The sequence below is a fragment of the Streptomyces sp. 150FB genome (assembly GCF_000818195.1).
In the GTDB taxonomy this organism is placed as follows: Bacteria; Actinomycetota; Actinomycetes; order Streptomycetales; family Streptomycetaceae; genus Streptomyces.
The window spans coordinates 3,327,706-3,342,395 of record NZ_JTHL01000001.1; the positions used below are offsets into that span (position 1 = coordinate 3,327,706).

The 14,690-nt window shown below is 71.1% G+C and carries 9 protein-coding genes; 3 read left to right on the forward strand and 6 right to left on the reverse strand.

Annotated elements, in window-relative coordinates; all coding sequences use genetic code 11:
- Nucleotides 1-50: 50 nt before the first annotated feature.
- Nucleotides 51-2,255: an N-6 DNA methylase gene (locus QR77_RS14090; RefSeq protein ID WP_236710649.1), complete on the reverse strand. Its 2,205-nt coding sequence runs from the start codon at nucleotides 2,253-2,255 to the stop codon at nucleotides 51-53.
- Between the two features lie 322 nt (nucleotides 2,256-2,577).
- Between QR77_RS14090 and QR77_RS14095 the strand changes: the two genes are divergently transcribed.
- Nucleotides 2,578-3,360, forward strand: a complete 783-nt coding sequence (locus tag QR77_RS14095) for a DUF4190 domain-containing protein (protein ID WP_040022077.1) — start codon at nucleotides 2,578-2,580, stop codon at nucleotides 3,358-3,360.
- Between the two features lie 132 nt (nucleotides 3,361-3,492).
- Here the strand turns inward: QR77_RS14095 and QR77_RS14100 are convergent, their stop codons facing one another.
- From QR77_RS14100 to mfd, 3 genes are all read right to left on the reverse strand, one after another.
- Complete coding sequence (locus QR77_RS14100; RefSeq protein ID WP_052489602.1) at nucleotides 3,493-4,245, reverse strand: HNH endonuclease family protein; 753 nt, start codon at nucleotides 4,243-4,245, stop codon at nucleotides 3,493-3,495.
- 170 nt (nucleotides 4,246-4,415) lie between these two features.
- Nucleotides 4,416-5,672 (reverse strand): acyltransferase, encoded by a 1,257-nt coding sequence (locus tag QR77_RS14105; protein ID WP_078876663.1) that lies wholly within the window; start codon nucleotides 5,670-5,672, stop codon nucleotides 4,416-4,418.
- A 438-nt stretch (nucleotides 5,673-6,110) separates the two neighbouring features.
- Nucleotides 6,111-9,662 carry a transcription-repair coupling factor gene (mfd, locus tag QR77_RS14115; protein WP_040027902.1) on the reverse strand — a complete coding sequence of 1,184 codons (3,552 nt, stop codon included), beginning with the start codon at nucleotides 9,660-9,662 and terminating at the stop codon, nucleotides 6,111-6,113.
- 301 nt (nucleotides 9,663-9,963) lie between these two features.
- Here mfd and QR77_RS14120 point away from each other — a divergent pair, with 301 nt between their 5' ends.
- Complete coding sequence (locus QR77_RS14120) at nucleotides 9,964-10,233, forward strand: hypothetical protein (protein WP_040022083.1); 270 nt, start codon at nucleotides 9,964-9,966, stop codon at nucleotides 10,231-10,233.
- 461 nt (nucleotides 10,234-10,694) lie between these two features.
- Nucleotides 10,695-12,227, forward strand: coding sequence for an MFS transporter (locus QR77_RS14125; RefSeq protein WP_236711109.1), 1,533 nt, complete (start codon nucleotides 10,695-10,697; stop codon nucleotides 12,225-12,227).
- A gap of 61 nt (nucleotides 12,228-12,288) precedes the next feature.
- Here QR77_RS14125 and QR77_RS14130 read toward each other — a convergent pair whose 3' ends face one another.
- The gene (locus QR77_RS14130; protein ID WP_040022086.1) at nucleotides 12,289-13,179 is read right to left on the reverse strand and encodes a hypothetical protein; all 891 of its coding nucleotides are present in this window, start codon (nucleotides 13,177-13,179) and stop codon (nucleotides 12,289-12,291) included.
- Nucleotides 13,180-13,426: 247 nt separating this feature from the next.
- The coding region (locus tag QR77_RS14135; RefSeq protein WP_173476303.1) for an SUKH-4 family immunity protein at nucleotides 13,427-14,690 on the reverse strand (1,264 nt) is incomplete at its 5' end.

Genomic DNA, 14,690 nt, shown 5'->3' on the forward strand with positions numbered 1-14,690 from the left:
CCCGGCCCCGGGTTGTGCCGAACCGTTGTGGACCTGATCACATCCGTCGATCACATCGGAACGGTGCCGTCCGTCAGCCCGTCGTACAGCCCTTGGACCAACTGCTCGCCCTGCCGCCCCGCGAGACGCAGCGCCCCCTCGAACGCGGCGAGCCCGTGGAAGAGTTCACCGTACCTTCGCTGGTCTTCGAGCGGGATCCTGGGGAGCTGCAAACGGCGTACGTCGAGGCGCGTCGCCGTGGACGCGTAGCTGCTGGCCTGGCGGTTGTTGGCGGTGCCGCGCAGGAATCCGGTGAGGAACCACGGGTCGAGCACGGCCGGATCGGGACGCAGAAGCTGGAGGTTACGGCCGAGGGCGGCGCCGGCCGTGGTCTCGTCGACGACGCGGACGGCTGAGCCGCCGCCGAGTACGGGGACGATCACGTCGCCGGTCCGGACCACGACGGGCTCCTCGGCCTGACCCGAACTGTGGCCGTGGCTGTGGCCGTCGGGGAGGGTGCCTGAGGGAGGGCCACCCGTGAAGACGTCGTGCTCGGTGAGGACGCCGCCGGAGGCACCGCCGTGGGCCGTTCCCGAACCGCCGGCGTGCAGTTCCAGGGCTCCGGCGCGGACGAGTTCACCGACGGTGGTGAGCCTGCGTGCGGCGATCGTCGCGCCCTCGGATCCCCCGGATCCCCGGGATGCCGCGAGGCCCTCGACGCCCTTGATGCCCGCGACGCCCGGGACGCCCGCGATGCCCTCAAGTCCGTTGACGGCCGGCGTGAGTTCGACCGTGCGGCGCAGCGTCTCGGTCAAGCTCTCGCGTACGCGGCCCAGTTCGGCCACGCCTCCCTCGGCGGCCGGTGGCGGCAGGTGCCGGGCCGGGGCCAGGTCCACGTCGTCGTCCAGGAGGTCGATGACGGGGACGGCGCGGCTGACGCCGGGGCGTTCCTCGGCCGTACCGTGCCGGTCGAAGGGCCCCCAGGCGTCGAGGACCGTGCTGTGCACGGCCTCCCAGTCGAGGCCGTCGCGCCCGCCGCCCTGGGAGAGTTCGGCGGTGTCGACGAGCAGCAGCTCGGGCGAGAGCCGGGTTCCCGTACCCGCCCCCGCCGCGCCGCCCGCGCCGCCGCCGCCCGAACCCGCGTCCGGCTTGCGCAGGACCCAGAGGTGCAGCGGAACGCCGTACGGCGGCGCAGCCCCGGCGGGCAGGGCGATCACGGCGCGCAGCGCGCCCCGGCGCAGCAGATCCGCCCGTACACGACGGCCCGAGCGGCGGGAGGCGACGGCGGGCGGCATCAGCAGGACGGCGGTGCCGCCGGGGCGTAGCCGGGCCAACGCGTGCTGGACCCAGGCCAGTTCTGATTCGGTACGGGCGGGGAAGCCGTACTCCCAGCGCGGGTCGTACGCCAGCTCGTCATGGCCCCAGTTCCGCTCGTTGAACGGCGGGTGGCACAGCACGGCGTCGACAGCGAGCCGGGGGAACGCGTCGGCGCGCAGCGTGTCACCGGCGCGCACCCTGACCTCGGCGCCCGTGTGGAGGGCGAGCCGGAGCCCGGTGAGCGCGGCGAGTTCGGGCGAGGCGTCCTGCGCGTACAGCGCCCCGGCCCTCGGGACCGCGCGCAGCAGGGTGCCGGCGCCGGAGGCCGGGTCGAGGACGGTGACATCCCCGGCGGAGGCGTCGGCGACGGCGGCCATCAGCGTGGCGGCCTCGGGCGGAGTGAGCGTGTACTGCCGGGGGTTGGCGTCGAGATACCGGCCGAGCAGGAACTCGAAGGCCTGCCCAGCGCCCAGTTCGGCGGCCAGCTCGGCGACGCCGCGCAGCAGCGCGACGGAGGGCAGCAACTCCTCGGCGCCGGGCGGGTGAACAGCCCTCTCCGGCTCCGCGCCGAACCGGGCGGTCAGTACGTCGCCGACGGCGGAGGGGAGGAGCTGGGCGAGGCGTTCGTCCGTCGCCGCCGCCAACTCCAGCCAGTGCCTGTGCCGTTCGCGTACGAGGAGCAGCACGCAGCCCGCCCGCGCGAGGGCGGTGGCGGAGCCCGCCGGATCGCCGAGGACCTGTTGCCAGACGCGCTCGCGCAGCGGCACCTCGGCGAGCTTCCCCTGATCGCGCAGCCACAGCTCGACCTCGCCGAGCGCGAAGGACGGGCTGGCCTCCGTACCCCCGACGGGCTTGGGGAAATCGGCGTGCCGGCGCCGCCAGTTGCTGACCGCGGCGCGTCCCACGCCCGCGAGTCTGGCGATTCCGGCAGCCGTCACCTCTGGCATGTTCTCGGGCACCGTCGACTGCCTCCCTCACTGCACGACCACCGCACGACCGGCCAACGACTGCGCTTGCCGCACCGGCCCACCGTCACCCTGCGGCCACCCTGCGGCCACTGAAAATTGGCCCCGCCGTCGCCCTGCCGTCACCACGTCGGCTTCCGCGCCGCCGCGCTGCCGAGCATACAGACGCATGCAGACGCCATCGGTTCACAGATGTTCACACAAGGATTGAGGTCGTCCAATCATATTGCTGTTGACTCGGTTCACAGGCTCTGCTGTTATGAACACATCACCGCACGGGGCGCTCTCGAAGTCCCGTCGAAGGGGGGACCCAACCATGTCTCAGCACACGCAACCGCCGCAGTACCCGCAGAGCCCGGACCAGTTCCCGGCGCCCGACATGCCGGGAGCCCCCGTACGGCAGGCCCGCAACGGCCTGGGCGTCGCTTCCCTCATCCTCGGGATCATCGGTGCCCTTTCGGGCATCGTTCCGTTCCTCTTCTGGCTGGCCGGCACACTCGGTCTGCTCGCCCTGATCCTCGGCCTGGTGGGCCGGAGCCGTGCGAAGCGCGGGGACGCGACCAACAAGGGCGTGGCCGTCACCGGGGCGATCCTCGGCGTTCTCGGCCTGATCCTCTCGGTGGTCGGCGTCATCCTCACGTTCATGTTCGTGGGCGATGTGGTGAAGGACGTCGCCAAGTCCTCGACGCCGAAGCAGGGCCCCGTCGGCAAGCCGCTCGCCGCCGGGGACACCGCCGTCTACGACGACGGCCTGAGCGTCACGGTCTCCGCGCCGAAGAAGTACTCCCCCAGCGACACGGCCGTCGGCCACACCGCGGGCAACGTCGCGTACCAGGTCACGGTCACCCTGGAGAACACCGGCAAGAAGAAGGCCGACACCACGCTCTTCACCACCGACGCACGGGCCGGAGCGAAGGGGACCAAGGCGGAAGAGATCATCGACGGCAAGGTCGGCGGGAGCCCGAGCGGGCATATCCTGCCCGGCAAGACGGTGACGGTCACGCTCGCCTACGACACCCCGCCGGCGTCCAAGACGCTCGACGTGTCGGTGAGCCCCGACATCCTGCACGACGAGATCGAATGGGATCTCAAGCTCTGATCTCACACCGGCCGGCGGCCTCCTGTCCCCCCGCCCCCGCCGCCGTCCGCACCACGGAAGCCGCCCGTCAGGGGGCGGCTTTCCGCGTTCGCCCTGTCCCCTTCCTCAGCTTCCTCAGCTTCCTCAGCTTCCTCAGCCGCCGCAGAGGCTGAGCATCATCTTCTTGTCCGGCGCCGTCACCGGCAGTCCGTACTTCAGCGAGACCTGCGCGAACCGCACCGCGTACGAGCAGCGGATCTGCTTGTTCGGCGGCAGCCAGGACGCCGGGCCCGAGTCGCTCTTGGAGCCGTTGGTCGAGCCGTCGACGGGCAGCAGGTTCAGCGGGTCGTTGGCGATCTGCTCGCGCTTCGACTCGTTCCAGTGCGCCGCGCCCATCTGCCAGTCGTACGACAGCGGCATCACATGGTCGATCTGCACGGCCGTGGCCTTGGCCTTCTTCCACTCGATCGTCTTGGCCGTGTACGGGTCGTGCAGGGTCATCGAGGCGAGTACGCAGTCGGACCCCGAGCGGAACGTCACGCTCTGCCCGTCCCTCTTCAGCACGTCGTTCCGCGTGTCGCAGCCGTTCCTGGCCAGCGGCACCTTGTCTATGCCGTCCTTCCAGGCGTAGCCGAACTTGTCGCGCTCGTAACCCGTCTTGGGGCCGCGCCCCGCCGTCCGCACCTTGTCGATGATCCGGCGCCCGGCCTGCTGGTCGGCGGCCGAGGTGAGGGGCGCGAGGCCCCGCTTCGTACCGTCCGGGTTGTCCAGCGGGCTGACACCGTACGTACCGCTCGGCGCGTCCGCGTCCGCGCCCGCGCCCGTGTCTGTGTCCGCGCCGGACGTCCCCGACGCCCCGGGCGCGCCGGACAGGCCGCCGGGCTCCGCCTTGCAGCCGGCCAGCAGGCATACGGAGAGCGCGAGCGCCCCGCCGCCCAGCAACGTACGCGTGAACCGATCCCCAAGTCCGTGCACTTACCCGCCCCATGTCCCGCGCCACGTACCGCGCGTCTCCTGTGTCATGTCCCGGTCCTGGCCGGGCCCGACTACAAGATGTATGCCCCGTGGCGCGCGGCTCAGCGCCCGGGGTCGGCGCTCAGCCGCGAAAACACCCCGCCCAGGCCCTTCTTGAGCCATCGCGAGAGGGGCCGCTCGACCAGCCGGTGGATGAACCAGCTCAACAGCAGGGACGCCGCGATCAGTCCGACGACCAGCAGACGGGCGTCCACCCGGTCGTGCAGGTAGTGGATCGCGGTGACGCCGACGGCGTAGTGCACCAGATAGAACGGATACGTCAGTGAGCCGGCGACCGTCAGCCACTTCCACTGGATCCGGTCCGTCAGACCCAGCGCGATCGCCACCATCACGAGCAGGAACGCCGTGTAGAGGACCACCGAGCCGGTCCAGGTCGAAACCTGCTCAGTGGTGACCCGCGTCAGCACGTCGTGCTGCGACATCACCAGGGACAGCCCCAAGACGCACCAGAGCAGCAGGTCCTGGCCGAAGCGGTGCATCAGGTAGAGGGAGAGACCGGCGATGAAGAACCACGCGGAGTCGGGGTTGACGACCGTCACCAGCAGCGGGATGCCCGACTTCGCGGCGAACGCCGCAGCCGCGCCCCAGACACAGCAGAAGACGACGACCTTGCGGTAGGTCAGACCGGTGGCCACCACGATCAGGAAGATCAGGTAGAAGCGCAGTTCGGACCAGAGCGTCCAGTACACGCCGTCGACGTGCGGCGCCCCCAGGCCCGCCTGGAGCATGGAGAAGTTGAGGATCACCTGGGTGGGCTTCAGCGGCCGGAAGACCGCGGGCAGGAGCGTCAGGACGAGGGTCGTGAACAGTACGCCGAACCAGTACGCCGGGTAGAGCCGGATCACCCGGGACACGAAGAAGTCCCTGGGCCGCCTCCCCCAGGAGGACATGCAGATGACGAAGCCGCTGATGACGAAGAAGAACTCGACGCCGAGCCAGCCGTAGGTGGCGGCCTGGAAGACGTTCGGGAAGATGTCCGAGACGGAACGTCCCCAGATGACGTTGCCCGGCTGGTCGACGCGCGCCGTGCCCGCGTAGTGGTGGAGCGCCACCATCAGGGCGGCCACGAGGCGCAGCCCGTCGATGACGTACAGCCTGCTTCTCTTGCGGGTCCTGTCGCCGCCCGCACCGGTGGTGGCCGTCGTCGGCGTCCTCGGGTCTTGCGTCCTCGGGTCTTGCGTCCTCGGGCCCGGTATCGCGGCCGATATCCGGCCTTCCGGTGCGGCGCGCTGCTTCCAGCTCGGGATCCTCAGGGGGACAGTCGTCTCGGACTGCTCCCCGCTCAACGTCTGATCCATGTGGTGTCGTCTCGCCCATCTGGCCCTGGAGCCTCTGTCCGGGACCGCCGGCGGCGCCGGCGAGCGACAGCCGTCATGGATCGGCGTCAGCCACCGGCGGTCAGCAGTCAGCAAAGGGCACGCGAGGCCGCCCGGCCCGCCTCTGTCGAGTGGCCGGGCACAGACCTCGAAGCCGCCCCCCAGGCGGTTGAACCGCTGCTCCACTCAAGGGGGTCGGAGCAAACCCAAGATGTCCGGAAAGCGACAGGATGGGACCACATCACGCACATACATACGTTCACCTGCGGTTATGCGTTTGACCCAGTTTTTGCTGGATCATGGTGAACACGTCACGGACATGACACGCACGCACGAGGACCGCCGCAGGGGCCCGGCGGCTCCGCGACGGCCCCCCTCGGCGGCCTTGGCGATCCCGGCAGCCCTGGCGATCGCGATTCGTCAGGAGCCGAGGATCGTGGTGAGGAACTCCCCCGTCCACGACAGCAGTTCACGCCCGACCACCGGCTTGCCGCCGATCTTGCCCGCCGTCGGACGCGGTACGAGGATCTGGTGCGCGGCCGGCTTGATGACCGTACGCGGATGCAGCCGCGTCAGCCGCAGCTCCTGCGACTCGCGCAACTCCACCGGCGCGAAGCGGATGTTCGCGCCCTGGAGCACGATCTCGCCGACACCGCACGCGCGCGCCAGCATCCGCAGGCCCGCCACCAGCAGCAGGTTCTCCACCGGCTCCGGCAGCTTGCCGTACCGGTCGACCAGCTCCTCCCGTACGGCCCTGATGTCGTCCTCCGTGTTGGCGGAGGCGATGGAGCGGTACGCCTGGAGGCGCAGCCGCTCGCCCGGCGCGTAGTCGTGCGGGACGTGCGCGTCGACCGGCAGCTCGATCTTGACCTCCAGCGGCGCCACTTCCTCCACCCCGCCGTCGACGGCGGCGCGGTAGTCGGCGACGGCCTCGCCCACCATCCGTACGTACAGGTCGAATCCGACGCCCGCGATGTGCCCGGACTGCTCGCCGCCCAGCAGATTGCCGGCGCCCCGGATCTCCAGGTCCTTCATGGCGACGTACATGCCGGCGCCCATCTCCGTGTGCTGCGCGATCGTCGCGAGACGCTCGTGCGCGGTCTCGGTGAGCGGCTTCTCCGGCGGGTAGAGGAAGTACGCGTAGCCGCGGTCCCGGCCGCGGCCCACCCGGCCGCGGAGCTGGTGGAGCTGCGAGAGGCCGAAGTTGTCGCCGCGCTCCACGATCAGGGTGTTGGCGTTGGAGATGTCGATGCCGGACTCCACGATCGTCGTGGAGACGAGCACGTCGAACCTCTTCTCCCAGAAGTCCACCACGACCTGCTCCAGCGCGCTCTCGCCCATCTGGCCGTGCGCGGTGGCGATCCGGGCCTCAGGGACGATCTCGCGCAGCCGGGCCGCCGCGCGGTCGATCGACTCGACGCGGTTGTGGATGTAGAAGACCTGGCCCTCGCGCAGCAGTTCACGGCGGATGGCGGCGCCGATCTGCTTCTGCTCGTAAGGACCGACGAAGGTCAGCACCGGGTGGCGCTCCTCCGGCGGGGTGGTGATCGTCGACATCTCGCGGATGCCGGTGACGGCCATTTCGAGCGTACGGGGGATGGGGGTCGCCGACATCGTCAGCACGTCGACGTTGGCGCGGAGCTTCTTGAGCTGCTCCTTGTGCTCGACGCCGAAGCGCTGCTCCTCGTCGACGATGACCAGCCCGAGGTCCTTGAACTTCGTCTCGGATGAGAACAGCCGGTGCGTGCCGATGACCAGGTCGACCGAGCCCTCGCGGAGCCCCTGGAGCGTCGCCTTCGCCTCGGCGTCCGACTGGAAGCGGGACAGCGACTTGACGACGACGGGGAACTGCGCGTATCGCTCCGAGAACGTACCGAAGTGCTGCTGCACCAGCAGCGTCGTCGGTACGAGGACCGCGACCTGCTTCCCGTCCTGGACGGCCTTGAAGGCGGCCCGTACGGCGATCTCCGTCTTGCCGTAACCGACGTCGCCGCAGACCAGCCGGTCCATCGGGACCGTCTTCTCCATGTCCTCCTTGACCTCGGCGATGGTGGAGAGCTGGTCGGGCGTCTCCACGTACGGGAAGGCGTCCTCCAGCTCGCGCTGCCAGGGCGTGTCGGGGCCGAAGGCGTGTCCTGGGGCCGCCATGCGCGCCGAGTAGAGCTTGATCAGGTCGGCGGCGATCTCCTTGACGGCCTTCTTGGCGCGCTGCTTGGTCTTCGTCCAGTCGGCGCCGCCGAGGCGGTGCAGGGTGGGGGCCTCGCCGCCGACGTACTTGGTGACCTGTTCGAGCTGGTCGGTGGGGATGTAGAGGCGGTCGCCGGGCTGGCCGCGCTTGGCGGGCGCGTACTCGACCAGCAGGTATTCGCGGGTCGCGCCCTGGACGGTGCGCTGCACCATCTCGACGTACCGGCCGACGCCGTGCTGCTCGTGGACGATGTAGTCGCCCGCCTCCAGCGTGAGCGGGTCGATGCTCTTGCGGCGCTTGGTCGGCATCCGTACGCCGTCCTTGCCCGCCGCCTTCTGGCCCGACAGGTCGGTCTCCGTCAGGACGGCGAGCTTCAGCGCCGGGTCGACGAAGCCGTAGTCGATCGAGCCGCGCGCCACATGCACGACGGACGGCGAGAGGTCGACGAGCCCCCGGCCGTCACCGGCCTCCGGGGTGTCGAGCCGGGCGGGGATGCCCTCGCCGCCGAGGACCTCGACCGTACGGGCCGCGGTGCCCTGACCCTCGGTGACGAAGACGGTGCGCCAGCCGTCGGCGAGCCAGCCCTTGGTGTCGGCGAGTGCGCGGGCGGTGTCGCCGCGGTACGACTCGGGGGCGTGCATCCCCAGCGTGATCGTCTCCGGCGACAGCTCCTCGTCCACCGCGAACGGCGAGACGGACCACCACATCATGCCCAGCTCGCGGGCCCGCTCCCGTACGTCGGCGATGCCCCACAGGGAGGCGGCCCCGACGTCGATGGGCGCCTGGCCGCCCTCGGCGCTGGCGGCCCAGGAGGCCTGCAGGAACTCCTGGCTGGTGGCGACGAGGTCGGCGGCCCTGGTCCGTACCCGCTCGGGCTCGCAGACCAGCGCCATGGCGTTCTTGGGCAGCACGTCGAGCAGCAGCTCCATGTCGTCCACGAGGACGGGCGCGAGGGACTCCATGCCCTCGACGGCGATCCCCTCGGCGATCTTGTTGAGCAGTTCCCCCAGCTCGGGGTGTTCGACCGCGAGCGCGGCGGCCCGCTCCCGTACCTGGGGCGTGAGCAGCAGCTCCCGGCAGGGCGGGGCCCACAGGCCGTGCTCGGCGACTTCGAGCGAGCGCTGGTCGGCGATCTTGAAGTAACGGATCTCCTCGACGTCGTCACCCCAGAACTCCACCCGCAGGGGGTGCTCCTCGGTGGGCGGGAAGACGTCGAGGATCCCACCGCGTACGGCGAACTCGCCCCGCTTCTCGACCAGCTCCACGCGGGAGTACGCGGCGGCGGCGAGCGCCTCGGTGATCTCGTTCAGATCCGCGCTCTGCCCACTGCGCAGCGCCACCGGCTCCAGGTCCCCGAGCCCCTTGACCTGCGGCTGGAGCACGGACCGTACGGGCGAAACGACCACGCTGACCGGCCCGGCCGACGGATCGTCCATGGCGGGGTGCGCGAGCCGCCGCAGCACGGCGATCCGGCGGCCGACGGTGTCGGAGCGCGGCGAGAGCCGCTCGTGCGGCAGCGTCTCCCACGACGGGTACTCCACGACGGTGTCGGGATCGAGCAGCGTGCGCAGAGCCGCCGCGAGGTCCTCGGCCTCCCGCCCGGTAGCGGTCACGGCCAGCACGGGCCGCCCGGCCTCCCGGGCGAGCGCGGCGACGGCGAAGGGCCGCGCGGCCGGCGGCCCGACGAGGTCGACATGCATACGGTGACCGTCGGCGGCGGCCTTCACCGCTTCGGCGAGTGCCGGGTCCTTGGTGACGGCGTCGAGCAGACCGTGCAGGCTCATGAAGAGGGTTTCCGTCCGGATAAGCAGGTACAGGTACAGGAGGGCCGTGAGGGGCGCGTGCAACGCGAAGGACCCGACACGTCTCACGGGCCGGGGGTTTCCAGAGTACGACGCCCCACGGACACCGGGCGCCGGGGCGGTGCGGGGGCGGGGACGGCCGCGGGGGCGGGACGGGGCCGGGGCGGCCGTGGGGCCCGAGGATGGCGCGAAGGCGATCACACCGACTATTGCTCTGCGTAACCACGCCTCGTACGATGTGCGACATCCCGCGCCCGCCCGAACAGCTCACCCGGAGGTACGGATGACACGCCCGTGGGAAGCGGATTCAACCGCGTTGTTCGAGCGGCGCCTCGGCAGAACAGCACAGGAGCTCGGAAACTCCCGGGACGACGACGACTGCCCGGACATCTGGCAGCTCGACAACGGAGACATCGCGGTCATAGGACGCGACCTCACGGCGGCCTATTCGGGACACCTTCCGGCCAGAGTCACCCTGTCACCCGACGAACGGCTCGTAGTGATCCCCGGCAACATGCTGAGCGCCGCGAAAGCGGACATCCCCGATGCCTGAGTTCCTTCCTCCGACACTCACCCCCGAGTCGGGCGCGCGCCTCGCCGGCCGCTCGACCACTCGTGCGGGTCGGACTGATCGGACTGGTCGGTGACGGCGATACCGCTGTCGGGGCTGTCGGGCAATGTGATCCCCCTTTTCTGTGTCTGAGACATTCATTCCGCTGATCAAATACCGTGCGGTCAGCCTGAATTGGGATCTGTGGCGCAGCCGGCCCCGCGCTTGTGCACAGAGAACGACTCCCCGCCCAGGCCGCGTTTTTGGTGGCCTCGTACGCCTGCCGGCCCTCACCCTCGGCCCGGACACCGCCGTTCCGACGGTGGGCGCGGGCGGCTCGCCCCGGCACGTGAAGCGCGGATGAGAAGGTGGTCCCGGAAATACGTGCACAGGGAAGGGATCTCGTGAGCGGCACTGAGGACTCCGGTTCGACCGAGGCGATACCCGGAGCGATACCCGAGGCGGTGGCCGGGGCGATATCCGGCACTCCGCCCAAAGCCGTCGCACCGCCCGGGCGGGGACCCGTGGTCGCCGCGCTCATGCTGAGCATGGCGCTCGCCGCGCTGGACGGGACCATCGTCTCCACGGCCGTTCCGCAGATCGTCGGCGACCTCGGCGGGTTCTCGGTCTTCTCCTGGCTGTTCTCCGGCTATCTCCTCGCCGTGACCGTCACGCTGCCCGTGTACGGGAAGCTCTCCGACACCTTCGGCCGCAAACCCGTCCTGGTCACCGGCATCATCCTCTTCGTCATCGGCTCTCTGCTCTGCGCCACGGCCTGGAACATGGCGGCCCTCATCGCCTTCCGCGTCATCCAGGGCCTCGGCGGCGGCGCGCTCCAGGGCACGGTGCAGACCGTCGCCGCCGACCTGTACCCGCTCAAGGAACGCCCCAAGATCCAGGCCAAGCTGTCCACCGTCTGGGCCACCTCGTCGGTGGCGGGCCCCGCCATCGGGGGGCTGTTCGCCGGATACCTGGACTGGCGGTGGATCTTCCTCATCAACCTGCCGGTGGGCGCGGTCGCGCTGCTGCTGATCGTCCGTCACCTGCGGGAGCCGCACCGTGCGACGGTGCGGCGGCACGTACGGGTCGACTGGCAGGGCGCCCTCGGGGTCTTCGCCACCGGGGCGCTGCTGCTGACGGGCCTGGTCCAGGGCGGGGTGGCCTGGCCCTGGTTCTCGGCGCCCTCCTTCGCCTTCTTCGGCGCCGCGCTGATCCTCGCCGCGGTCACCGTCGTCATCGAGAGGCGGGCCGCCGAGCCGATCATCCCCGGCTGGGTGTGGCGGCGCCGTACGATCGCGTCCGTCAACCTGGCCCTCGGCGCGATGGGCCTGCTGATGGTCGCCCCGACCGTCTTCGTACCGACGTACGCCCAGTCGGTCCTGGGCCTCGGCCCGATCGCCGCCGGCTTCGTCCTCTCCACGATGACCCTGAGCTGGCCGGTCAGCGCCGCCCTCTCCAACCGCGTCTACAACCGGATAGGTTTCCGCTTCACCGCGGTGATCGGCATGTCCTGCGCGCTGGTCACGCTGCTGGTCTTCCCGTTCCTGCCCTTCCCCGGACAGGCCTGGCAGCCGGCGCTGATCATGCTGATACTCGGCGGCGCGCTCGGGCTCTTCCAACTCCCCCTGATCATCGGGGTGCAGTCCACCGTCGGCTGGTCGGAGCGCGGAACGGCCACCGCTTCCATCCTGTTCTGCCGCCAGGTCGGGCAGAGCGTCGGAGCCGCGCTGTTCGGGGCCGTGGCCAACGGCGTCCTGGCGGCGCGCCTCGCCAAGGCTCCCGGGCTCCCCGGCGACCTCGACTCCGTCTCGACCGCCCTGGAGAACCCCGCCACCCTCACCGCGCACGCGGCCGACTATCTGCGGCGCGCGGTGGACGCCGCGGTCGACAACGTGTTTCTGGGCGCGACAGTGGCGGCGGCGATCGCGCTCCTGGTGCTGCTGTTCATCGCACCCCGCCGCTTCCCGGTCATCCAGGACACGTCGCCGGACGAGTGAGGGGACGCGACCCTGTACGGAAGCGGCCGGGCTTCCTCGGTACGGACGCTGCCGGGCTTCCTCAGCCGTCCACCGTCGCGCGGCCCGTCAGCGCCGCCAGGCTGTTGCGTACGTGCGTCATGTGCGCGTTCATCTCCTCGCGCGCCTCCGTCTGCTCCCGCACCACCCGCTCGGCGTCCCGCTTCACCCGCTCGGCGCCCACCTCCGCCAGCGAGACCAACTCCGCGGCCCTGGCCTGCGCGTCCTCCAGGCTGTGCCGCGCCTGCTCACCGGTCTCGGCGAACGCCCGCTTCGCCTCCTCCAACTGCACCGTCGCGTACGCCGTGCGCTCCGCGTACGCCACCTCCGAGGCGGACTCCCGCCCCGTGATGTCACGCTCCGCCGCCGTCAGCCGCTCGGAGTGGGTCTTCTCCAGGTCGTCGATCAGCGCCGTCGTGCGCCCCCGGACCTCCGTGAGCGCGGCAAGTGCCTCTCCACGCCGGTCGTTCGCGTCCTCGCGCGCCGCGACACGCTCCGCCTCGGCCGTGGTCCTGGCGGCGAGCAGCACCTCCTGCGCGTACGCCTCCGCCTCGTCCCTGCGCGCGTCGGCCCCCTCACGCGCCGCGTCACGCGTCTGCCTGTCGAGAGCCTCGCCGGCGTCGCGCAGGGCGCTCGAAGCGTCGCGCGCCTCGCTCCGCATGGCCCCGCTCTCCTCGGCGGCCAGCGCGAGGATCTGCTGCGCGCGCGGGCTCAACGCCTTGTACGTCTGCGGCGCGAGCGAAGCGACACGCTCCCGCAACTGCTCGGCGTCGCCCTCCGTCCGCCGGACGAGGCCGGTGAGCTGCGCCGCGCGTTCCACCGCCGCGTCGCGGTCCTGGGACAGCTCGACGAGCCGCCTGTCGACCTGCTCGGGGTCGTAACCACGGCCCTTCGCGGGCATGAAGCCATGAGCCGACAACGGTTCAACACTCATCCTTGAAGCCCTCCTCCGACACGCAACGCACAACGCGATCCGGCGCACATCCTGCTGGGATGGGGCACATTGCGCGGAATGTGGCACTCCGCCCGCCCGTCCCGTCCAAGGATGCGCCATGAAACGGCTGAGGCGCCCCCCGCGCAGCGCAGGGGACGCCTCAGCCCCGTCCGTACCCGTCCTCGTGACTCGTCCGTGTGACCCGTCCGTGTGACCCGTCCGTGTGACTCGTCCGATCAGTTCGAGGTCAGAGCAACCCGTCCCACATCTGTTCCAGCAGCACCGACCACCAGCTCTCCGGCGACGACAGCGCCGCCGGGTCGAGCGCGGCGAGCTGCGCCTGGAAGTCGACCGTCCAGCGGCCCGCCTGCTCGGGGTTGAGCCCGAACCTGAGCCGCCACATACGGCCGAGCAGCCCCAGGCACCTGGCGAACTCCGGCAGCCCGCTGTTCACGAACTGCGGTGGCACCGCCTGCCCACCGGGGCCCGCCTCGACCGGTACGGCCATGATGTGCGCCGTTCCGTACTGGACGCAGATCGCGCGGCCGAAGTCCGTACCCATCACCAGGTACGAGCCGGCGTCCGGCGCCGCCCGTACCTGTCGCTGCGCGGCAAGTTCACCGAGCGTCGGCACCACGGGCTGCGCCGGCTGCGCCCAGAAGAACGGACCGAAGTCGGCCGGCAGACCCGCCCACACCAGCGTGCGCGCCACGATCTCCGGCACCCCCTGACGCGACACCGCCCGCTGGTCGAACCGGCAGATGCCCTGCGGCCCGAAAGCGCCCAGCAGCTCCTGCGCGATCCCCTCGGGCGGGATCGGCGGGGCCGGCGGCATCGGCGGGATCGGCGCGCGCATCGGCGCCGGGCGCGCGGGACCGTCGGCCACCTGGTGCAACTCGCCCTGGTGGGTGAGCAGATGCTGCATGCCCTGCTGACGGCTCGCGTGATCCTGACCGTACGGGGCGACGCTGGTGATCCGTACCTGCGGCCAGGTCTCCCGGATCATCCGCGCGCAGTAACCGCCGGGCAGCTCGCACGACTCCAGCTCCGTGTGCAGTTCGAGCACCTGCTGCGGCGGCACGTTCATGGCACGCAGCTCATGCAGGATCTGCCACTCGGGGTGCGGAGTGCCGGGCGCCGAACGGCGGATGAGCTGCGCCTCGGAACCGTCGGGCGCGCGGTAGCGCAGGACGGCCTGGTATCCGGGCCCGACGGTCGGGAGACCGGCGGGCGGATAACCGTACGAGGGCTGCTGTACGGCGCCACCCGGCATCCCGGGCCCGGGCGGCATGCCCGGCGGCATACCGGGAGGACCGGGCGGGCCGGGCCGGCCAGGAACCTGCGGCGGAGGGCCGACCACGTTCGGGCCGGCGAGCATCGTCGCCGCGTGGTGCACTCCGCCGGGAGGCGTACCGGGGCCTGGGCCGACGGGCGCGGCGGGGGGACCGGGCGGGCCCGGAGGAGGTCCCGGAGGTCCCGGAGGACCGCCAACGGGCGCGCCGGGAGGACCG

What these genes read in the sequence shown, in the direction of transcription:
- QR77_RS14130 (WP_040022086.1), bottom strand. Translation starts at nt 13,179, where the DNA reads ATGAGTGTTGAACCGTTGTCGGCTCATGGCTTCATGCCCGCGAAGGGC.
- QR77_RS14120 (WP_040022083.1), top strand. Translation starts at nt 9,964, where the DNA reads ATGACACGCCCGTGGGAAGCGGATTCAACCGCGTTGTTCGAGCGGCGC.
- mfd (WP_040027902.1), bottom strand. Translation starts at nt 9,662, where the DNA reads ATGAGCCTGCACGGTCTGCTCGACGCCGTCACCAAGGACCCGGCACTC.
- QR77_RS14095 (WP_040022077.1), top strand. Translation starts at nt 2,578, where the DNA reads ATGTCTCAGCACACGCAACCGCCGCAGTACCCGCAGAGCCCGGACCAG.
- QR77_RS14105 (WP_078876663.1), bottom strand. Translation starts at nt 5,672, where the DNA reads ATGGATCAGACGTTGAGCGGGGAGCAGTCCGAGACGACTGTCCCCCTG.